Here is a 22,060-nt window from a genome sequence, read left to right on the forward strand (position 1 = left end):
ACAACTAATGAGCGCGCAATTTAATTGTGATTTAAAAGCTATCGGTGGTCTTAAATCCACCACCACCACTTGATGAGGTAGAAGAAAATCCACTACCTCTTGACGAGCTAGACGAACCTGATGAAAAGCCACTACTCGATGGACGACGATGAGAAGAACGTGGTGTCGTAGAACTACTTCCCCATCCAACCGACCATCCACTACTTGATGAGTGATTTCTATTTATGTGTATACGATTTGCAATAATGGCATGAACTATCGTCTCAGGAAAAACTGCTTCGTCGAGTAATTTATCTAATAGTCCGTTTAGATTAGATGATGAAATATCGTATTCATAAAAATCGCTAGGAATATTATTTTTTTTAAAGATAAAAAATACTTGATTAAAACGATTATAAGTTTGCTCAAGCGCTTCACTATTCTGTTTTAGTTTTGAAAGCTGCATTTCCAATTGATGTATTTGTTTTTGTAGCGTAGATAACGTTTGTAACAAAATATCATCTTCTATCGACTTAGTTTGTAACGTTAAGCGTTCAAGTGTGCTGATTGACTGCTGTTGCATAATATCGGCCAATTGATTGGCAATTTTATGGAATTGGTTTCCTTGACCTCGTTCAGTATTATTCAAATCTTGGTAGGCTTTTTCTTTCTTTTTCTGATAGCTTGCTAAAATTTGTTCTACTTGTATGCGTTCTATGCTCAGTTGTGGCAATTTTAACTTATTTTCTATTTCTTGCTCTTTCTGCTCTTTTTGTTGAAAAATTAATTGATACAATTCTTTCTTATTATCATAGCGATATTGTGATTCTTTAAGTAATGACTCGAGTATTTTTTGATTTTTATAATTTTCTGCAAAGTTGATATACCTCGCGACCCATGCATCTAAGTTACGAAAAATCCAAAAGCCACGATAAAACTTCTCACCAAACCCTCTTTTTATTAGGTAATGATAACAGCGATTTTGATGATACTGAGCGAGTTTTTGTGAAAATTCTCTTTGCGATTCATTAAATGCTAGTGCTTCTTTTTCCAGACTTTCTTCAGCCTCTTTAAATCGTTCAAATAGCGATAGATAGTCGGAGTCACTTTCTAAGAGCATGGCCTTTTCTACAGTTAATTTATCTATTTTTGAAAGTGTATTAGAAAGCTTACCTTGATATTCAAGTGTTAGCTGTTCAAACTCTCGGAAACTGTTTTTTAATTGAGCAAATAATTCATGCAGCTGCGTAATCAGCATTTGTATTTGCTGATTATCATTTTCTGGTGGCTCTAATAAAAATATCGCCGCTATTTTTTGATATATTGTTACTTGTTCTCGCTTTAAATTTAATATCTGTTGATGTGTATCTTCAAGCTGCTGATTCGCAGAGTTTAAAAAGTCCTTAAACTCATCAATTCTCTTACTAATTATACTCTCAACTATTCTCGCCTGCATGCACTACCACTCCAAAATTCTGCCAGCTTTAACTGAAATAGGGCAGTCAAATTCTAAACGACCAATAGGCTTATTACAAAGTTGTACGTTATCAATATGGCCATCTTGTACTTTATCGGCTTTGACTTGATCAAAAAGATCTCGACTAACTTGTTGGCCAAACATATCAACTCGTTTTGTCTTGCCTGTCTCGATACTTTTTACCCACAATGACTCTGAATGCCCAAATAAGCTCATCGGCCTTACGATTAAGAACCAAGACTTACCATTACTATTATAGGTGCGCTCTACCCCTGATTTGTAACCTACTTCATCGACAATCGTTAATACCAATGGTGTTTGCGCAAGCTTAATATAGTAAGCAATCATATTATTATAGTCATCGACATTATCAAAGCGAAGCGCTTTTAAGTCGGTTTTCAGTGCTGTTTGCAATGCTGTTAACTGCATTAGATCAGCGGGTGGCACATTAAGCGATTTTAGTTGTGCCATATCCGCTTGCATTTTACCTTCTAGCATTTTCACTTTATCAACTGAATCATAAAGCCTTTCAATATAATTGAAATCAGTGCCCACTACGCCACGATTTAATTCATCAATAGCAGAATCAACAGCAATTTGTAAAATAGGATAATGTTTACTCGCCTGTATAAATTTTGGATTATTAATTAATTGCACTAGCTTATGATCATTTTCAGTTAACGCACGCAATTGGGAAATCTGTGAGGCTATTGCTGATAATTTATCTTTGGCAAAAAAGTCTATTTTTTTTAATTCGTTAAAGATTTTTTCTACTTCACCTGCTGTTAAAGAATCTTCGATTATAGGTTTAATTATTGGTGGTACTATTTCTTGATTAAGAAGCTCACTAATTGATATTCTAAGTTTTTTTACCGAAGTTTGCGCATACATAATATCCTGCTCATTAAGTGATTTTAATTCATAATTCAGATCAACTAACGATTGCTTAGATGTGAGGATATTATTATAGGCTAAATTTATATTTTTTTCGAGTTGCGTCATATTTGTAAATGAAACAAAATCAACCATTAGCAACACAAACAACAAGAATCCGATAACGGGCAGCCAAGAATTCCTTATTACATAACAAAAAATGAGTATATTTTGAAGTTTAGAACGCTTGGGAGCATTAAACCGTAAGCGGTTATCAAACCAAAGGTTAATACCATCATCGATAATTTTATTATCGACGACGAATCCTTTAGTTTGATAATAATCTATTATTTTTTCCGCCAAATTATGACGCAACTTATCACGATCAAGGTGCTCAAGTAGTAATTGCTGTTTTTGGTATAGCTCATCAATAATCGCCATTGCCCCCAATTGATCGCTAAGTTTAATCTCTTGCACTAAGCACTAGCCTTCAAAATAATATTGTTAAAACGCCGTTTCCCATCTTCAACAACACGATCTATTTCTTGGGCATTGCTGATAGACTCATTTCTTAATTCGGCTATGAGTCGATGGCTAGACTCTTGATAATTAATAATCGCTTCCATTAAAGTACGTAAAGAGTCAGCTTTAATCGTTGAGCCATAACCAGCACGAAGCCCCGCTTCAAGCTGTTTATTTCCTGAGTTTGCAATACTCTCTAGACCTTTATTAATACCATCTTTCATTGCTTCTAATGTCTTTGTACTTTCATTTAAACCGGTCAAAGAGGTAATTGAAGCACTTAGTGCTGTAAATACGATTTCATTGGTTGAGAAAAAACTAACGCTTTGCTGGTAAACTCGCTCTTTGACAGATGTTGTTTGCTGTAGCCTTGCAAACACGGCTTCTGCTGAATTATAAGAAACAATTAGATTATTAGATAAATCTAACACTATCTGATAACGGCCATCTTCTTTTTGAACTTCTCTTAGTGCCACGTCTCGTAATAGTTCTAATCGAGCACGCTCAATTTGGTCTTCAGACTCAAAACCTTCAACAGCGGCCATTGCTGTAGCAAGTTCGGCTTTACGCTCATCTAAGCGTAACGCTGCAACTTTAACCACTTCTTCTGCGGCAATTTGTGCTTGTTTTAAACCGAAGCGAAAGTCTTGATAAGCATTTAAAATGATACGTTCACGCTCAACCTGATTACCCGTTTCTTTAGAAACATCTAAAAATGTCTTTTTAATAAGACTAAAACGATCGGGGATAGAACCACGAACTAAAGTCATCCAGCCCATTTTGAGCTTTTCAAAAAAATCTAATTTACCGTCATCTAGCCATTCAACCATGTGACTCATATCAGTACGAATACTATCAAAACTTGCTACAATTTTAGTATAGCGTTGGGACACTTCCATACTATTTATCTGTTCTCTTACAACTTCATTAAATGCACTCTGTTGTTGTAATGTTCGAGCAATAGCAACGATTCGCTCATTATCAATTTCCGCGACTTCATCTAGTAATTTTAAAATTGGAGCATCCGCTTGTGGCTTAATAGCAATACCAATTTTATTAAGTAATTGCACAGCTCTATCAATGTAAGAAATTGAAACAACAGTAGACATTCTTTTAATCCTTTTAATGTTTAGTAAACAATAGCATATAAAACTTGATTATAGAGACTTTACCTTTCAAATACAACTTACAAACCAAGTACCAAACGCTCGGTTATTCAAAATAAATAAAGGGAAAGTTAAAATACGATAATATAACGTAAACATAAAACGACTTATGATTAATCGTAATTTTAAAAAATACGTTATTTTTTTGCGGTATTTTTTAATTATAGTGTAAAATACAGCTTTTTATGACCATAACACTATAAGTGCGCTATAAATATACTATTATTTTATGCTATCATTCTTGACCTTAAGATAACATTTTAATTACTGCTTAATTTATTATGCCAGCACCATTTGATTCAAACAGACGATTACTGATAAAAGGAATAGCCGCCGCTTGCTTATTGTCTGTTGCACGAGTGGGGTTTGCTGCTACTGCCCAAATTGTAGCAGTCCGAGTTTGGCCTTCATCGACTTATACCCGCATTACACTCGAATCAAATGTTTCGTTATCTTATAAGCAGTTTTACCTTGCCAACCCAAGTCGGCTAGTAATCGATATTGATGACTTAAATCTTAATAGTACGTTTCGTAATATATCCTCGCTAATTCAGCCTGGAGATCCTTATATTAAACGATTAAGAGTAGGACAATTTGATAGCAAGAGAGTAAGGCTTGTCGTCGAACTAAAACAAGATGTAAACCCTAATCTTTTTACCTTAAAACCGATAGCAGAATTTCGTAACCGGTTAGTTATTGATCTCTATCCTGCACAAAAAAATACCGTCGATGACGATCCCTTACTGGCATTGTTGCAGGAATTTAATAAAAGTGGGCTCGATGATCCCCCTCCAATTAAGCAACCAACAAAAAAAATTAACGATAACGTTATTATAGTGCTTGATCCTGGTCACGGAGGAGAAGATCCCGGTGCAATTGGTTATTATAAAACACGGGAAAAGGATATCGTTTTACAAATAGCACGCCGTTTACGCGATTTGATCCGCAAAGAAAGCGGAATGGTCGTTCATCTCACGCGTAATGAAGATATTTTTTTACCATTACGTGTCCGAGTAGAAAAAGCACGATCTTTTCATGCTGATCTATTTATTTCAATCCATGCCGATGCATTTACTCAGCGCTCAGCTAAAGGGTCATCTGCGTTTGCCTTATCAACCAAGGGGGCGAGTAGCACCGCTGCAAATTATTTAGCACAAACTCAAAATGAGGCAGATGAAATTGGTGGAGTTAGCCGTAGTGGTGACCGTTACCTTGACCATACTCTTTTAGACTTAGTACAAACAACAACTACCAGCAATAGCTTAATTCTTGGTAACGCAATTTTAAATACAATGAAACGAGTTAATACATTGCACAAAGCCCAAGTCGAAACAGCAGGCTTTGCCGTGTTAAAAGCGCCCGATATTCCCTCTGTGTTGGTTGAAACTGCCTTTATTAGTAATCTGAGTGAAGAAAAAAAGCTAAAAACCGCTAGCTTTCAAAACCAGATCGCTAAAGCAATGCTTGATGGTATTAAAAATTATATCAAGCTGCGTAAAAACTAATATATAACAACATGCATCGCAAGTAATAACACACCAATTGATTAAATTTAATAATAAAATTAGTTTCAGTACTACTTAGGTATAGAAAAAAACTATATAAAATAATAAAAAAATAGAATTATTCAATAACAAAAATTTTTGTTATCTTCAAGAAAAGGTAAAATTTGACCAATTAATTGAGGAAATAAAAATGACTACATCTGTTATTGGCTATCCACGAGTTGGTAAGCTTCGTGAACTAAAATTTGTAATCGAATCTTATTTTAAAGGTGATAAAAACCAAACCGAATTATTAGGCTTAGCAAAAACACTACGGGCAGAGCATTGGCAACAACAAGCGGAGAATAAAATAGCTTATATTTCCTCTAATGATTTTTCCTTTTATGATGCCGTACTTGATACTGCAAACCTACTCAATATTATCCCTAAACGCTATCAGCAACTTGCTTTATCTGAACTTGATCAATATTTTGCGATGGCTCGTGGCTACCAAGGCCCTAAAGGTGATGTGCATGCACTGGCAATGAAAAAATGGTTTAACACTAATTATCACTATTTAGTACCTGAATTTGAAGCAACAACTGAAATAAAACTCGTTGGTACAAAACCATTTGATGAGTATCAAGAAGCTAAAGCTCTAGGCATAGAAACCAAACCCGTCATTATTGGACCATTGACATTTTTAAAATTAGCTAAATTACCAACGGGCCAGACCTATCAAAACTATCAAACGGCAATTGTTGCTGCTTATCAGGAGATTATTGCTAAGTTTGCACAGCTTGGTACGAAATGGATACAAATCGACGAGCCAATTTTAGCCACCGATTTAACCAAGCAAGATATTCAATTTTTTGAGCAAATCTATCAAGCAATATTGTCAACTAAAGGGTCAGTAAATATCTTATTGCAAACCTATTTTGGTGATATTCGCGATTGTTACCCAAATGTAACGGCTTTAGCATTTGACGGTATTGGTATCGATTTTGTTGAAGGAAAAAAATCACTTAGCCTGCTAGAACAATACGGTTTTCCTAATGATAAAATTTTATTTGCAGGGGTCATTAATGGTAAAAATATTTGGCGTAACAATTATGCTAAAACACTACCGCTACTCACACAAATTAAAAACCAAACCAATAAACTAGTTATTAATACATCCTGCTCACTCTTACATGTACCTTACACTCTACAAAGTGAAACAAAATTGACTATTGCACAAAAGGCCTATTTTACCTTTGCTCAAGAAAAGCTACAAGAACTCATAGAGCTCAGTCAGTTAACCAAAGAACAAGATCCTACGCTACATAGAGCTTATAAAACCAACCAAACGTTATTTACCCGCCAACGCGAAGGAACAAACCTGAAAATAAGGCAAAAAGTAGCTGCACTATCAGAACAAGATTTTTTCCGCTTACCGGAATTTAATCAACGAGAGAAAATACAAAAACAAACACTTAATTTACCAATACTGCCAACCACTACGATTGGATCTTTCCCTCAAACAAATGACGTGCGTTTAAATAGAGCTAAATTTAAAAAAGGCGAGATTAGCTTAGCGCAATACACCTCTTTTAATAAGCAGAAAATTGCTCAATGCATAAAACTACAAGAAGAAATTGGGCTTGATGTTTTAGTTCATGGTGAATTTGAGCGTAATGATATGGTAGAGTATTTTGGTGAAAGCTTAAATGGCTTTGTTTTTACCGAAAAAGCATGGGTGCAATCTTATGGCACTCGCTGCGTAAAACCACCAATTATATGGGGAGATGTTTCTCGCTCAAAGCCTATCACGGTCGAATATTCCCAATATGCTCAAAGCCTTTCTAGTAAACCAGTAAAAGGAATGCTAACAGGGCCAGTAACGATTTTAAATTGGTCATTCCCACGAGAAGATATCTCTTACAAAGAATCGGCCTTTCAAATTGGCCTCGCCATTGGCGATGAAGTACTCGACTTAGAAGCAGCAGGGATCCATATTATTCAAATAGACGAAGCGGCGTTAAAAGAAAAATTACCACTACGTAAAACAGACTGGCATAGTGAATATTTAGATTGGGCGATCCCTGCTTTTCGTCTAGTACATAGTAAGGTTAAGCCTGAAACTCAAATTCACACCCATATGTGTTATAGCGAGTTTACCGATATTATTAAAGAGATCGATAAAATGGATGCCGATGTTATTTCATTTGAAGCATCGCGTTCTAATTTAGAAATTATTGACGTTTTAAAACAAAATAACTTCCAAACAGAAGTCGGACCAGGTGTTTATGATATTCATTCACCGCGCGTCCCGTCCGTCGAGGAGATTAATCAAACGATTACAAAATTACTCAACAAAATTGATAAACAAAAACTTTGGGTAAATCCAGATTGTGGTCTTAAAACAAGGGGAGAGATAGAAGTTACCGCCAGTTTGATTAACTTAGTGAAAGCAACAAAAAACATCCGTTCGGAATTATAAATATGAAAACAAATCAATTATTTAAAGAAAAAACAGTCCTTTCATTTGAGGTTTTCCCACCCAGAAAAACCTCACCACTTGAAGCAATTTATGCAACGCTTCGAGAGCTTGGTAATTTAAAACCTGATTTTATTAGTGTGACTTACGGTGCTGGCGGGAGTTTAAATGGTGAAACAACTATCAGCATTGCCCACGCGGTAAAGCATACTTATGGTATTGAAAGCGTTGCCCATTTACCTTGTATCCATTTTAGTAAACATGAAATTAAGTCGATCCTTAAAGAACTTAAATTTGCAGGAATCGATAATATATTGGCTCTTAGGGGAGACATAACTCCGGAATGGCAGCCGAAACAAGATTTTCGCTATGCGAGTGAATTAGTTTCATTTATCAAGGAACAGGGTGATTTTAATATTATAGGTGCCTGTTACCCTGAAGGGCACTGCGAAGCGACAACTTTAAAGCAAGATTTAATTAATTTGAAAGAAAAAGTTGATGCTGGCACCGACCAACTCATTTCTCAGCTTTTCTTTGATAATGAATTTTTCCATGTTTTTCGGGATAAAGCAGCTGATATAGGAATCGATATCCCAATTGAAGCTGGAATTATGCCTGTTGTAAATAAAAAACAAATTGAAAAAATGGTCTCAATTTGTGGCGTCAATTTGCCCAAAAAATTTAAACAGATGATGGAAAAATATGAATACTATCCTGAAGCCTTTCGTGATGCGGGAATTGCTTATGCAATTGATCAATTAGTTGATTTAGTTTCACAAGGCGTTGATGGTGTTCACCTATATACGATGAATAGCTCGTTAATTGCCAGACGGATAAATGAGGCGGTTGCTACTTTATTTTCGGTCCCTAAAACCGCGCACTAAAAGCGACTTAATCACCTGATAAAAGATTAGAAACGACAGAGTAAACAAATTCAATTAGTTATAACTAATAACAGCGTTGCTAATATTGACGATAAGAGATAGGAAAAATTTGGTTGCGGGGGCTGGATTTGAACCAACGACCTTCGGGTTATGAGCCCGACGAGCTACCAAGCTGCTCCACCCCGCGTCAAAGAGGAGCCCATAATATAGTATTAGCCAAAGATTGCAACTATTATTATTCAAGAACGTGAAAAGAGAAGCTACTTGTGGAAATTTAATACAAAAATGTGGCGATAATTATGCTGTCATATAAAAAACTATTAATCATAACCAACAATTTTTTTTCATTAAATTGAAATTCGTATACATATCATTGATCATTTGAGATATGTTAGAATATTACAATATTTTGGTAATAGTTATTGAGAGCAGCACAGATGAAACTAAAAGCTATATTATTAGGAATTGTGAGTTACTTTTTAATTACAACTAACACTTATGCCGCTCCGTCTTCGCTTGAAGAATTACGTACGCGCTTTAATAACTGGCAGACATATTACCAATCACTAACTAATAGTGAACAAAAAAAATTGCTTGATTCACTAAAAGACTACCCTTTATATCCTTATGCTAAATACCAATATCTCCAAGCAAACCTTGACACGGCTACGGCACAACAAATTAATGAGTTTGTTACACAAAATAGCGATTTCCCCTTTGCAAGTACCTTAACACAAAATTACCTAGAACAACTTACTAAACAACAAAAATGGGATGATATAAAAACATTAAATATTGATAATTCTACCGCTTCTCGTTGTCGCTATCAGTATGCCCTATTTAAACAAGGAAAAAAATCCTCAGCATTGAAGCCAATAAAAAATATTTGGTTATCAGCAGATGACTTACCTAGCGCGTGTGACCCAATTTTTAATGAGTGGAGTAAAGCAGGGGAAAAAACCGCAAATATCATTCTGCTTAGAATTGAATTAGTGCTAGAAAGAAATAATATCAAACTCGCTCGTCATCTAACAGAACAGTTACCTGATAACTATAAAACGCTGAAGAAAAATTTATTAGCACTCTACAATAATCCTAAAACACTACCAGAATTTGCTAAAAATATTGCTCCAAGTTCATTTAGTCAAAAAGTAGTCAATCTATCTTTCCCTCGTTTTGCAAGTATTGATGCAGACAAAGCCAAAGCGTCAATAGCAACAATAGTTACACAACAAAAATTAACTAAAAAAGATGAAAATTCGATGTTTAGAGCCGTTGCCAGCAACTACTTTAAAGACTCAGCAACCGACAAACAAATTGAATGGCGTAAACAATTTATAGCCAAAGATGGTAATGCAATACAAATCGAACGGGAAATCCGTCAAGCTCTAAAAAGCAATGATATAAAAGATGTGGCTTATTGGTTAGCGCACTTACCAGAAGAAGATAAACAAAAAGATGAATGGCAATACTGGCAGTCCATCGTACTGTTGGATAAAAAGCAGGAAGAAGAAGCCAACCAAATATTGAATAATCTGGTAAAAAGTAGAGGTTTCTATTCAATGTTCAGTGCACAGAAATTAAAGCAGCTGTATCACTATGACCTAAAATACGCAGTGATAAAAGATGCTACCTCTACATCAGAGGAGTCTTTAATTCTAGAACAAAAATATAGCAATAATGCTGTAATGAAGCGGATTGGTGAATTACGTTTCTGGCATATGCTACCTGAAGCGACAAGAGAATGGCGTAATTATTTGTATTCAAATACAGCTAACAAAAAATATGCACAACTTGCTCGCTACGCTTATTATAAAGGCTGGGCAGAACATAGTATACAAGCAACAATAGCGGGAAAGCTCTGGGATAATTGGCTTGAGCGTTTTCCGGTGATTTATCAAGATATATTTAACGCATCGTTAAGCAACAAAGTCATCCCGCTTTCCTATTCACTGGCTATCGCGCGACAAGAAAGCGCTTTAGATGCAACTGTTCAATCTCCAGTTGGCGCGAGGGGTTTGATGCAATTAATGCCGGGAACCGCCAAAGATAGTGCAAAAAAAATAGCAGATTTGACTTATAACTCTACCGAACAACTGTATGATCCTGAAATTAATATTAAAATAGGCACTCACTATCTCGACTATGTTTATCAACTATTTGATGATAATAGAATTTTAGCCTCCGCAGCTTATAATGCAGGCCCTAATAGAGTTAGTCGCTGGCTAAAAGAAAGTAATGGTCAACTTGATGCAATTGCCTTTATTGAAAGCATTCCTTTTACAGAAACGCGAAATTATGTTAAAAGTGTACTAGTTTATGATTACATTTATGAGCTAATGTTAAATAACCAACCCAGTATGGTTTTACATGATAATGAAGTTGAATATAAATACTAATTTAATACAGTTAGTTTTTGAAACGAGGACACAATGGAAAAAGATGATTGGCAAAAGACGGTAGATTTTTTGCATAGAGCCTTTGATGATAATCATCAATTTGATATTTTTAAACTATTAATGACTATCGATGAACGTAACGCCCTCATTACACGGGTAAAAATAGTTAAAGCATTACTTGACGGAAAAATTAATCAACGCCAGCTTAGAGAACAGTTAGGTATTGGTATTGCAACGGTCACTAGAGGCTCTAATTCTCTAAAAGATATTTCACCTGAATTTAAGCTGTGGCTCAAAAAAGCCTTACTAAATTAAGGGCTAACTGAATAAGCACCGCTTGCAATTAACGAGTCAATTCGAATAGATGATTTTTAATCATCACCTTTCATTATAATCGGAACGCAGTAGTCACATTCAACTAACGGGATCTCGGTCAAATTAGACACTGGCGTTAAGTTACTATGATTATGATGAATTTCAATGGTATCACCGTGACGTAATTTAACTTCCAGCATAGGTATAGCGGCAAAGTAAATTTGTGAAATAAAGTCTAGCAGGCCTGATGGCGGGCCAATATATTTAAAACAAAGATATAAACCGCCTTGGCTGACATATTTTTCCGCATTTTCAATGATACTATTATCTTCAATCGCAATAGTATAAAGCACTTCTTGTTCATCAAAATGATCTTTGCCTTTACAGATTTGGCTAAAAGTATAAATTTGGTTTGGCAACGTTTCATTATTTTTAAAATATTTATCTAAATAGTCAACAAAGAATTGTTTTCTCAAAATAGCATTATGTTGTAGCAATTCATTTAAACTACAGTTATTTTTATATGTAACACCCCAGAAAACCTGCTGAGGAAAATCAATAAAAGTTGGCTCAGGTAACCGAAGGTGGGTTTTATTTAATTCAATTGGCGGAGTCAGCCCACTTGGATCCCAAAATTCATTACGGCGATAAGTGGCGGGGGTTTCATTAAATTGTTTTTTAAATGACCGAGTAAACGTTTGTTGCGAATCAAATCGATATTGCATAGCGATATCTAAAATCGGTTTACTTGTAAGCTTAAGCGCTAATGCAGCATGAGTTAAGCGACGATGCCGAATATAAGTGCCAAGAATTTGGTCCGTCACTTTTTTAAACATACGCTGGAGATGCCATTTTGAATAACCAGATTTATCTGCAACATGATCAATCGATAGAGGCTGCTCTAAATTTTTTTCAATCCAAATGATTAGATCGGAAATAACATTGGCTTGATTAATCATAATACATCATTATCCATAAGTTAGCTCACCAGTCTCGCGATTATGCCGTAAGTCCAAGCATAATCAAAGAAAAAAATGATAATTTTAAATTTTATGTTATTAATAATAAGAGTGAGAACCTGCTTGATGATCGGTTAAATCCCTCACCCCAGAAAGTTCGGGAAATGCCGCTAACAATTGCTTTTCTATTCCTTCTTTCAAGGTATAGTCGACCATTGAGCAACCATTACATCCCCCACCGAATTGTAAAATAACATGATTATCTTCAGTTAATTCAACTAAGCTAACATATCCACCATGCCCTGCTAATTGAGGATTAATTTCAGATTGAATCATATAATTAACGCGCTCAATTAACGGCGCATCATCCGCAACTTTCTTCATTTTAGAATTAGGGGCTTTTAATGTTAACTGCGAACCGAGTTCATCAGTAACGAAATCAATTATTGCTTCCTCTAAAAAAGGCGCACTGATTTCATCAATATAAATAGAAAAATCACCATTTTTTTCTTCAATATCAGATTCTTCAATTGAATCGACAGGACAATAAGATACTCCACATTCCGCAGTTGGAGTACCCGGATTAATAACAAAAACACGAATTTGTGTTCCATCAGATTGGTTACTTAATAATTTTTTAAAATGTGCTTTAGCTGAATCACTAATCGTAATAATTGACATATAATTCTCACCTGTCGATAACAAATATCCCATATACACAGTTACAGGATAATAGTTGACTTAATTTATCAATTATTATATAGCTTGTTTTAGCTTTTACAAGGTCGTGCGGCATAAACAAAGTACCTGAATGTTTAACGCACCTTGCAACATCAACTGCTTACTGACTTCATTAATGGTATATCCTGTTGTAACAATGTCATCAATAACTGCAATTGTTTTTTCCATTAAACTCGCCTTACAATAAAAGATATGTTCGACATTTTGTCGCCGTTGCAATTTTGATAAACTCTTTTGATCAGCTTGATTATTTTTACGCTGGAGTAAATAAGGTCTGAAATCAGCACCTAACCAATAAGCGATATGTTTTGCTAATAGTGCTGACTGATTATAGCCTCTTGACCAATAACGATTATGATGCAAAGGTACACACGTCACAATATCTGGCTTAATTAAACCAGTAGATAAACGCGCGTTATACCATGCTAAAAATATTAACCGAGCTAAAGGATAAGATAGCTCTGTTTTTTGATTAAATTTGAACTGATAAATAAGTTTAGTGAACGGTTTTTGATAATCAGCAACTGCAATTAACCTATGCCAATTCGGTTTCAATGACAAGCAATGATAGCAAGGCGTGTCTTTAATAAATAAAGGCAACCCACACCTATAACAAACAGAGACAAAATAGGGAAGATGACGAAAACATTGGCTACAAATTCCCCAATGTAAAGTTAGAGGTAAACGACATAATATGCAATTCATAAAATACTCCAATTTATTCCTGTTAGCACAACGGTAATCAAAACATCGAGTTATTACCAAATAAAGCGATATAATGAGAAGCTGCACCCAATATTATGTAAATTTTTACAGAAAATTATTTTATGATTGTGAGAATTGGCTATAATTGCACAACTAATAACAAATTATAGGAAATTTCATGTGAATAAAATTAAGGTCTTACTACTAACATTAGGATTATCATTAATATCTACTATTGCTTTAGCAAATACTCATGTTTTAATGAAAACAAGTGCAGGAAATATCAAAATTGAACTTGATAATGAGCATGCACCAATCACAACAAAAAACTTCATTGAGTACGTTAATAATGGTTACTATGATGGACTTATTTTCCACCGTGTCATCCCTAATTTCATGATCCAAGGTGGTGGAGCTGATGCACAATTAAACTTTAAAACACCTAATTCACCAATTAAAAATGAAGCTAATAACGGTTTGAAAAATGATCGAGGCACGATTGCAATGGCCAGAACAAGTGAGCCAGATAGTGCAACCAGCCAATTTTTTATCAATGTTGTGGACAATGATTTCCTTAACTATCAATCTCCAAGCAATTATGGTTATGCTGTTTTTGGTAAAGTAATAGAAGGGATGGATATAGTGGATAAAATTGTTAATGTTCAAACAGAACGCAAAGGCCCACATCAAAATGTCCCTACTGAACCAATTTATATCACTGAAGTAACGGTCGTTGAATAGTCTTACATTAGAAAAGCGCTTTTTGAAGTGACCCCCAATAGTTGGACAACCAATTACTGGGGGTCACTTCATAATTTAGCCGCTTTTTTTATTTAAGTTTCATTAATAAATTAGCTAATGACCTAACGCCAATACCAGTTGCTCCTGTCGCCCATAAAGCCGTTGCGCTTTTACGAAAAGTTGCTGAGCAATCGATATGTAACCAATTTTCCTTATAGTTTTTGATAAAATATGATAAAAAAGCTGCTGCTGTACTGGCTCCAGCTGTATTTGGTAGACCTGAGTTGCCAATTTTAGCAAAAGCTGATGGAAATTGCGCACGATGAAATTCAGCAAGAGGGAGTCGCCAAAAAGCTTCATATTCATCATTGGCACTTTGTAAAAGTTGGCTTGCAAATTTATCATCAAAAGACAGTAAAGATTGATAATCATTACCTACCGCTGCTTTAGCTGCCCCTGTAAGAGTTGCACAGTCGATAATATATTTCGCATTATCATTATCTGCGCACAGCAGCCCATCAGCGAGAACTAAGCGTCCTTCTGCATCAGTATTTTCTATTTCCACGCTGACTTTGTTTCGATAATAAATAATATCGCCTAATTTGAACGCATTACCGCTCACCAAATTATCGGCACAACATAAATAGAGTTTTACTCGGTAGTTAAGTCCTCTTGCAATAGCTAAAGCAAGCGCGCCAGTAACTAATGCTGCCCCGCCCATATCAGAGCGCATCGACTCCATAAAATTACTCGGTTTAAGACTATACCCACCTGAATCGAAAGTAATTCCTTTGCCAACTAAACAAACAGTGATTGGAGTATCGTTATTTTGTGCAGGGTTGTAATCAAGTTCTAATAATACAGGGGGACGGTTTGAACCTTTTCCTACAGTATAAATCCCCATATAGTTCTTATCTTTTAGTTCGTCAGCCTCAATAAATTGATACTTAACCTTAGATGAAAGCGATGTTAGCAAATCCACACAACACTGAGCTAGTTGTCGCGGGCTTTGTTCTTCGGCTGGCTGATTAACAACATTTCGAGTCCAATCAATGATTAATAATCGATTTTCTAACTCCTGAGCATCTTGTTTAGTAAGCTTTGCCCATTCAATTTTCGCTATTTGACAACTTTTAGGTTGTCGATAACCTAACCAGAAATGCCAACTAGCCTCGAGATCCCAACCATCTCCGGCTAACTTACAATGGAGGATTCCTTGACTCTCTATTTTTCTTCCAGCTCGTTGAATAGCATCGAGCCGAGATTCTTTTTTATAATGAATTGTTATCCCAGCATCAGCATAGCTTAATAAAGCTGATTTACCCCATTGTGAGCTTGCGGCTTTACTCGCTAAAAAAATCGATATTTTAGACATAAGATGTGCTCCATTTGATGATAAATAATGACTTAGTGACTATTTTAACAAAATAGCAGATTAATATAAACTCGCACTAAAATTCGATTGAACGACGCAACTTAACCGCTCGTTTAGCGCTTTTTAATATATGAGTTTAGGTTATAATTTAGTCCCAAACAAAAAATAACAAAGAGGTAATGATGTCACAGCTGTCATCTGAAATTTTAACGATAAAAAATGGTATTAATTTCCGTGATCTTGGCGGAATTAAAACGCAGGATGGGCGAAAAATTAAACCAAATCGACTATTTCGATCCGGTGATTTTAATCAAATTACCTTAGATGAGCAAAATTTTATTGCTAAAGAATTAGATCTAAATATTGTGCTAGATTACCGCGACCATATTGAAACACAAACAAGACCCGATAAATTATGGCACCAAGTACAATATTTTAACATTCCGGCCAATCCAATGAGTGATGATGTTACGGCTAATTTAACAAAAGAGTTAGCGAGCACTAACTCGCTAAAAAAAGAGTTTCCTAATGATTTTATGATTAAGCTTTATCAATTGCTGCCTTTCAATAATGCAGCTTACCAAACCCTAATCAAATTATTATTAAATAGCGATGGCAAATCGATAGTGCAACACTGCGCAATAGGTAAAGATAGAACGGGTGTTGGCGTAGCCTTAACACTATTTGCTTTAGGTGTTGACGAACAAACAATTATGGCTGATTATTTATTGTCAGATCAATTACTGACCAGCTTTAGGGAAAAACAGCTTTCGCACTATCAAACATACTTAACCGCTCAGGAAATAGAGAACCGCAAACAATTTTTTGCGGCTAAACCAACCTACCTACAATCAGCAATTGATGCGATTAAAAATGAATATAAAACAATTAACAACTGGCTTGAGCATGAGTATCAATTGAATGAGAGTAAACGTCAAACCATTCAAAATTATTATCTAACTTGATTCCTGTTAATACGGTTTAGATATATGCTAAACTAAATATGCAAAAACGTGTATTAATGATAGTGAGTACCAATAAATATTACAAAAAGTAATTGATAACAATATGGGAGTAATATCATGTTAACAAAAGAAATGGCTACAAAACTCAATAACCAACTTAACCTGGAATTTTATTCATCAAATCTTTATCTACAAATGAGTGCTTGGTGTGACGACCAAAACTTTTCAACCTTCGCCCGCTTCCTGCGAGATCATGCTAAAGAGGAATTAGCTCATATGCAGCGGTTATTTGATTACGTACAAGATTGCGGCTCACTTGCTATTGTTGGAAAAATTGATGCACCAGATACAAAATTCAAATCATTAAATGATGTATTTAAAAAAGCTTACTCCCACGAAATAAAAATTAGCCAAGCAATTAATGCACTTGTCGATTATGCATTAACCAAAAAAGATTATGCGACATTTCAATTTTTACAATGGTATATTGCCGAACAACACGAAGAAGAGAAACTATTTAAAACTATCGTAGATAAATTGGAATTGGTCGGAGAGAATAAACGCGATTTATTTTTTATGGATAAGGATTTCAATCAAGTATTATCTGAATCTGGTCTTACCAATAATATCTAGTATAAATATTTACATTTTAGTACTAAGGTGTTTTGAACAAATCACCTTAGTGTATAAATTTAACTATCTTGCCACAAAACATTTTTAGCATAATTAAGCATTGTTTCGGAAATATTTTGCATTACGTTACTTTCTGGAGCAAAACGGTGCCAATAAAGCATTCGCCGTTGAAATAATCCTTCAGTTAAATTAACTAACTCACCACTTTTAAGCTCTTTTTCAACTTGAAGAATTGGCAACATACAACAAGCTGAACCTTGTTTTGCCAGCTGAACAAAAGCTTCAGATGAGCTGGTTATATGACAGACAACACTGCCTGGTGCTAAATTAAAATTTTCATTTAAAAACATCTGATGCATATCATCTAAATGATCAAAAGCAACAGCAGGGGCTTTCATCAAGGTCGATCGAGTAACGCCGTTTGGGAAATAACGCTTAGCAAAATCAGGGGAAGCAACAAAAATATAGTCTAAAGCACCTAACTTATCAGACAAACACCCCGGTAATGGTAGTTCTTGAATACTAATCGCACCAACTACTGTACCTAAGCGCAATAGATCTAACGTGTGCTCTTCGTCCTTAACTTGGATATCAAAACGTAAGTTATTTTTATCCAATACGTTTTTCAATGCAGGTAGTAGCCAAGTCGCTAAAGAGTCGGCATTAACCGCAACCGAAAGAGATAATGGTGTAGTATTAGTATCATTGTAACCAAGCCATTGGTGCTCTAATAGTTCAACTTGATGAAGTAGCCCTAATAAGTGCTCACCTTGCTTAGTTGCTTTTGGAGGAATAGTCCGAACCAATAGTTGCTGGCCAAAAAAGCTCTCTAACTGCTTAATTCGCTGTGAGACTGCTGGTTGTGTAATACATAGCTTATCCGCTGCACGTTCAAATCCGCGCTCTTTTATCACAGCATCTAATGCTTGCAATGCTCTATAATCTGGACGTTTCATGGTTTTTATAATAATTTATTGTTAATGGTATCGTTAAAATATTAATTAGTTTTATCAAAATCATAATGATTTTTACATTCTAATTGGTTACTATGCCATATCTAGCAATAGATTGCTTTTAAAATTTTTATTTTTTGTGAAAAATCAATCAAAGGTAACGCTAATGACTCAAAATGAACTCAAAAAAGCAGTAGGTTTTGCCGCACTTAAATTCGTTAAACCTAATACAATTGTTGGGGTTGGAACTGGTTCTACCGCTGCCTATTTTATTGACGCATTAGCGACGATTAAAAATGATATTATTGGTGCAGTTTCAAGCTCTGAAGCCTCAACCGCTAAATTGAAGGCCTATGGGATCCCCGTTTTCGATTCCAATGAAGTTGATAGTTTAGATATTTATGTTGACGGTGCCGATGAGATTAATCATCAAATGCATATGATAAAAGGTGGCGGTGCGGCCCTCACTCGAGAAAAAATTATTTCTGCAATTAGTAAACAATTTATCTGCATTGTTGATGAATCAAAGCTAGTTCATACCTTGGGAAAATTCCCATTACCCATTGAAGTCATTCCTATGGCTCGTTCTTATGTAGCAAGAGAACTCTTTAAACTAGGTGGCAAACCTATCTACCGCCAGGGTGTAATAACTGATAACGGTAATGTTATTTTAGACATTCATGATTTTATGATTCCAAATCCAGTAGAAATGGAAAATAAAATAAATAACATTGCTGGCGTTGTTACCGTTGGGTTATTTGCCCGCCGCGCGGCTAATATAGCACTTGTTGGTACGGCAAATGGCGTAAAAGAGGTAAATTAAATTTCTAGTAAACTAATTATAAATTAATCTAAAGAGAGGATAACATGGTTGTTCAAGCACTAACTAAAAATGAAAATAAATTTTTATTACTTGAAGGTGTTCATCCAAGTGCGATCGAAATTTTAAAATCATCGGGTTATACTAACATTGAGTACCATAAAGGGGCGTTAAGTGAAAACGAACTAAAACAAGCAATAAAAGATGCGCGTTTTATTGGTATCCGCTCGAGAACTCAACTCTCTGAAGACATTATTAATTCGGCCCCAAAACTAGCTGCGATAGGATGCTTTTGTATAGGAACCAACCAAGTAAATTTAGCTGCAGCGGCGACAAAAGGAATTCCTGTTTTTAATGCCCCTTTTTCCAATACTCGCTCGGTTGCCGAACTGGTTTTAGCTGAGATTATTTTGTTATTTAGACGCATACCTGAAGTTAACGCTCAAGCGCATCTAGGTAAATGGAATAAAATTGCGCTCGGCTCGCATGAAACAAGGGGAAAACGTTTAGGAATTATTGGTTATGGACATATAGGCAGCCAGCTTAGTGTTCTAGCGGAATCACTCGGTATGAAAATTTATTTCTATGACACGGAGACCAAACTTTCATTAGGCAATGCCAAACAGATGCCGACATTACAATCTTTACTTGAAAAATGTGATGTTATTTCACTGCACGTACCAGAAAATGCAACCACACTAAATATGATAGGTAAAGCTGAGCTAGCAATGATGAAACCGCGCTCTATTTTAATCAATGCATCTCGAGGATCTACCGTTGATCTTGATGCTTTGGCAGAGGGAATAGAGAACAAACATATTGCTGGAGCGGCAATTGATGTCTTCCCCACTGAGCCAGCAAGTAATAGCGAGCCTTTTTACTCACCATTGTGTCAATATGATAATGTTATTATTACACCACACATTGGCGGATCTACAATTGAAGCACAAGAAAATATTGGTATTGAAGTCGCAACAAAACTTGCCAAATATTCAGATACTGGGTCAACATTAAGTTCAGTAAATTTCCCTGAAGTATCGCTGCCCGTTCCAGCAAAAGGTGTCAGTCGTTTTTTAAATATCCATGCAAATCAACCTGGAGTATTAACAGCAATTAATACATTAATTGCGAACCGAGGATTAAACATTGCCGCGCAGTACTTACAAACAAGCTCTCAAGTTGGTTATGTTGTTATTGATATTGATAATGTGGACTTTAATAAAGCCGAAGAAGTATTAGTTGAATTAAAAAACGTACCAGGCACGATTAGAGCGAGATTATTATTTTAATCTCACAGAGAAGGGCAAGATGCCCTTCTATTAAGTTTAAAACCAAACCCAATTATTTTTAACATAATAATAATATTCAAATTTATTTCAAATATGTGATCTAGGTTTAGATTTTTTTTTTTTTATATTCTATATTGCTTCTTGTGACCGGTCACATTAATAATTAAATCAATAACGTAAGTAATAACGGCTATCTTTTAGATCTAAACGAGATTAACGGGAGTAAATAGATGAGTTCTGCCGGTAATTGAAATTTTTTCTAACCTAGAAGATATATCAGTTTATGTAAATAGGAGTCTGTGTGAAAAATTACAAAATAGCAATCGTAAATTCAAGCAGCTTTGGGAAATATTTTCCTGAACATTTGCAACGATTAGAAGAAATAGGCGAAGTCAAAACATTCACGTTTGACAATAATATTGATGGCAAAGAATTAGCTCATGCCTTAAAAGGATTTAATATTATTATTGCAAGTGTCAGACCTTTTTTCTATAAAGACTTTTTTGATAATAAAGATGAGCTACTCCTTATTTCCCGTCATGGTATTGGATACAATAATGTTGATATCGCCGCAGCTAAAAACCATCAGACAATCGTTAGCATTGTTCCACCGCTAGTTGAACGAGATGCTGTAGCTGAAAACGCAGTCGCAAATTTACTTGCGTTAGTAAGACGAACCACGGAATCACAAGCCGCCGTGAAAGCCAATCAATGGAGTAAACGGGCAAACTTTTTAGGAATGAATATTACCGGTAAAACAATTGGCGTGATTGGTTGTGGTAATATTGGCAGCCGAGTAGCCGAAATATTCAAACATGGTTTTAATGCTAGATTATTAGTAACAGATCCTAAAATTGATAAAAACTGGGCACAAAAACATAATATAGAAATCGTAGAATTAGACTACCTACTAAAACACGCTGATGTTATTTCTTTAAATGCATCGTTAAACGATACAAGCTATAACATCTTAAATGAACGTGAATTCTCATTAATGAAAAAAGGTGTTTATATTACCAATACCGCTCGAGCCGAACTAATCAATGAAGCTGCTTTACTACGTGCGTTAGATAAAAATATCGTCGCAGGTCATGCAACAGACGTGATGTATATTGAGCCATCATATAATGATCACCCACTAGTTCAACATCCAAAAGTATTAGTTACGCCACACACTTCAGCATATGCAATTGAATGTTTACAGGGTATGGGAGAAAAATGTGTTAGCGATGTAGAAAATCTTGTAAAAAACGTTAAACTAGAAAGTGTCGTTTCTTAATAAGATTTTCATTTTTTTAAAT

The 22,060-nt window shown here is 35.3% G+C and carries 19 protein-coding genes and 1 tRNA gene; 11 read left to right on the forward strand and 9 right to left on the reverse strand.

The genetic code is table 11. From position 1 onward, the window contains the following. Nucleotides 1-31 precede the first annotated feature (31 nt). From RHO12_08390 to RHO12_08400, 3 genes are read right to left on the reverse strand one after another with little or no spacing between them, the layout of a single operon-like run. A complete protein-coding gene (locus tag RHO12_08390; GenBank protein ID WVD65400.1) occupies nucleotides 32-1,435 on the reverse strand; it encodes a hypothetical protein in 1,404 nt (467 codons plus the stop codon). A gap of 3 nt (nucleotides 1,436-1,438) precedes the next feature. After that, nucleotides 1,439-2,806, reverse strand: coding sequence for a DUF6384 family protein (locus RHO12_08395; protein ID WVD65401.1), 1,368 nt, complete (start codon nucleotides 2,804-2,806; stop codon nucleotides 1,439-1,441). Continuing rightward, the gene (locus RHO12_08400; protein ID WVD65402.1) at nucleotides 2,806-3,960 is read right to left on the reverse strand and encodes a hypothetical protein; all 1,155 of its coding nucleotides are present in this window, start codon (nucleotides 3,958-3,960) and stop codon (nucleotides 2,806-2,808) included. Before RHO12_08400 ends, RHO12_08395 begins: the two co-directional genes overlap by 1 nt. A gap of 338 nt (nucleotides 3,961-4,298) precedes the next feature. On the opposite strand from RHO12_08400, the gene RHO12_08405 reads away from it, so the two are divergent. The 3 genes from RHO12_08405 to metF all read left to right on the forward strand — a co-directional run bounded on the left by RHO12_08405 (nucleotide 4,299) and on the right by metF (nucleotide 8,864). Next, on the forward strand, nucleotides 4,299-5,522 hold the full coding sequence (locus RHO12_08405; GenBank protein WVD65403.1) for an N-acetylmuramoyl-L-alanine amidase: 1,224 nt from the start codon (nucleotides 4,299-4,301) through the stop codon (nucleotides 5,520-5,522). Between the two features lie 190 nt (nucleotides 5,523-5,712). Then, on the forward strand, nucleotides 5,713-7,983 hold the full coding sequence (gene metE / locus RHO12_08410) for a 5-methyltetrahydropteroyltriglutamate--homocysteine S-methyltransferase (protein WVD65404.1): 2,271 nt from the start codon (nucleotides 5,713-5,715) through the stop codon (nucleotides 7,981-7,983). A 2-nt stretch (nucleotides 7,984-7,985) separates the two neighbouring features. Continuing rightward, nucleotides 7,986-8,864, forward strand: a complete 879-nt coding sequence (gene metF / locus RHO12_08415) for a methylenetetrahydrofolate reductase [NAD(P)H] (GenBank protein WVD65405.1) — start codon at nucleotides 7,986-7,988, stop codon at nucleotides 8,862-8,864. A 110-nt stretch (nucleotides 8,865-8,974) separates the two neighbouring features. Here the strand turns inward: metF and RHO12_08420 are convergent. Then, nucleotides 8,975-9,051, reverse strand: a tRNA-Met gene (locus tag RHO12_08420). A 250-nt stretch (nucleotides 9,052-9,301) separates the two neighbouring features. Here RHO12_08420 and sltY point away from each other — a divergent pair. Then, nucleotides 9,302-11,263, forward strand: coding sequence for a murein transglycosylase (gene sltY / locus RHO12_08425; GenBank protein WVD65406.1), 1,962 nt, complete (start codon nucleotides 9,302-9,304; stop codon nucleotides 11,261-11,263). A 33-nt stretch (nucleotides 11,264-11,296) separates the two neighbouring features. After that, nucleotides 11,297-11,578, forward strand: a complete 282-nt coding sequence (trpR, locus tag RHO12_08430; protein ID WVD65407.1) for a trp operon repressor — start codon at nucleotides 11,297-11,299, stop codon at nucleotides 11,576-11,578. Between the two features lie 56 nt (nucleotides 11,579-11,634). On the opposite strand, the gene robA is transcribed toward trpR, so the two are convergent. From robA to RHO12_08445, 3 genes are all read right to left on the reverse strand, one after another. Continuing rightward, on the reverse strand, nucleotides 11,635-12,534 hold the full coding sequence (gene robA / locus RHO12_08435) for an MDR efflux pump AcrAB transcriptional activator RobA (GenBank protein WVD67390.1): 900 nt from the start codon (nucleotides 12,532-12,534) through the stop codon (nucleotides 11,635-11,637). Nucleotides 12,535-12,636: 102 nt separating this feature from the next. Then, nucleotides 12,637-13,218, reverse strand: coding sequence for a Fe-S biogenesis protein NfuA (gene nfuA, locus RHO12_08440; GenBank protein WVD65408.1), 582 nt, complete (start codon nucleotides 13,216-13,218; stop codon nucleotides 12,637-12,639). 96 nt (nucleotides 13,219-13,314) lie between these two features. Continuing rightward, nucleotides 13,315-13,983: a double zinc ribbon domain-containing protein gene (locus RHO12_08445; GenBank protein WVD65409.1), complete on the reverse strand. Its 669-nt coding sequence runs from the start codon at nucleotides 13,981-13,983 to the stop codon at nucleotides 13,315-13,317. Nucleotides 13,984-14,244: 261 nt separating this feature from the next. Between RHO12_08445 and RHO12_08450 the strand changes: the two genes are divergently transcribed. Further along, on the forward strand, nucleotides 14,245-14,724 hold the full coding sequence (locus tag RHO12_08450) for a peptidylprolyl isomerase (protein WVD67391.1): 480 nt from the start codon (nucleotides 14,245-14,247) through the stop codon (nucleotides 14,722-14,724). 88 nt (nucleotides 14,725-14,812) lie between these two features. Here the strand turns inward: RHO12_08450 and pepB are convergent, their stop codons facing one another. Continuing rightward, nucleotides 14,813-16,099, reverse strand: coding sequence for an aminopeptidase PepB (gene pepB / locus RHO12_08455; GenBank protein WVD65410.1), 1,287 nt, complete (start codon nucleotides 16,097-16,099; stop codon nucleotides 14,813-14,815). Between the two features lie 179 nt (nucleotides 16,100-16,278). On the opposite strand from pepB, the gene RHO12_08460 reads away from it, so the two are divergent. Together RHO12_08460 and ftnA are read left to right on the forward strand one after the other, a co-directional pair. Beyond that, complete coding sequence (locus tag RHO12_08460; protein WVD65411.1) at nucleotides 16,279-17,064, forward strand: tyrosine-protein phosphatase; 786 nt, start codon at nucleotides 16,279-16,281, stop codon at nucleotides 17,062-17,064. A gap of 117 nt (nucleotides 17,065-17,181) precedes the next feature. Continuing rightward, nucleotides 17,182-17,697: a non-heme ferritin gene (gene ftnA, locus RHO12_08465; protein ID WVD65412.1), complete on the forward strand. Its 516-nt coding sequence runs from the start codon at nucleotides 17,182-17,184 to the stop codon at nucleotides 17,695-17,697. Between the two features lie 59 nt (nucleotides 17,698-17,756). Here ftnA and RHO12_08470 read toward each other — a convergent pair whose 3' ends face one another. Beyond that, nucleotides 17,757-18,653: a LysR family transcriptional regulator ArgP gene (locus RHO12_08470; GenBank protein ID WVD65413.1), complete on the reverse strand. Its 897-nt coding sequence runs from the start codon at nucleotides 18,651-18,653 to the stop codon at nucleotides 17,757-17,759. A gap of 163 nt (nucleotides 18,654-18,816) precedes the next feature. Between RHO12_08470 and rpiA the strand changes: the two genes are divergently transcribed. The 3 genes from rpiA (at nucleotide 18,817) to RHO12_08485 (ending at nucleotide 22,038) form a co-directional block, all read left to right on the forward strand. Further along, entirely contained in the window at nucleotides 18,817-19,473 is a 657-nt protein-coding gene (rpiA, locus tag RHO12_08475) for a ribose-5-phosphate isomerase RpiA (protein ID WVD65414.1), read from the forward strand. Nucleotides 19,474-19,517: 44 nt separating this feature from the next. Further along, nucleotides 19,518-20,759: a phosphoglycerate dehydrogenase gene (gene serA / locus RHO12_08480; protein WVD65415.1), complete on the forward strand. Its 1,242-nt coding sequence runs from the start codon at nucleotides 19,518-19,520 to the stop codon at nucleotides 20,757-20,759. Between the two features lie 301 nt (nucleotides 20,760-21,060). After that, entirely contained in the window at nucleotides 21,061-22,038 is a 978-nt protein-coding gene (locus RHO12_08485; protein ID WVD65416.1) for a D-isomer specific 2-hydroxyacid dehydrogenase family protein, read from the forward strand. Nucleotides 22,039-22,060 lie beyond the last annotated feature (22 nt).

The organism is Orbaceae bacterium lpD02, assembly GCA_036251875.1.
GTDB classification, from domain to species: Bacteria; Pseudomonadota; Gammaproteobacteria; order Enterobacterales; family Orbaceae; genus Orbus; species Orbus sturtevantii.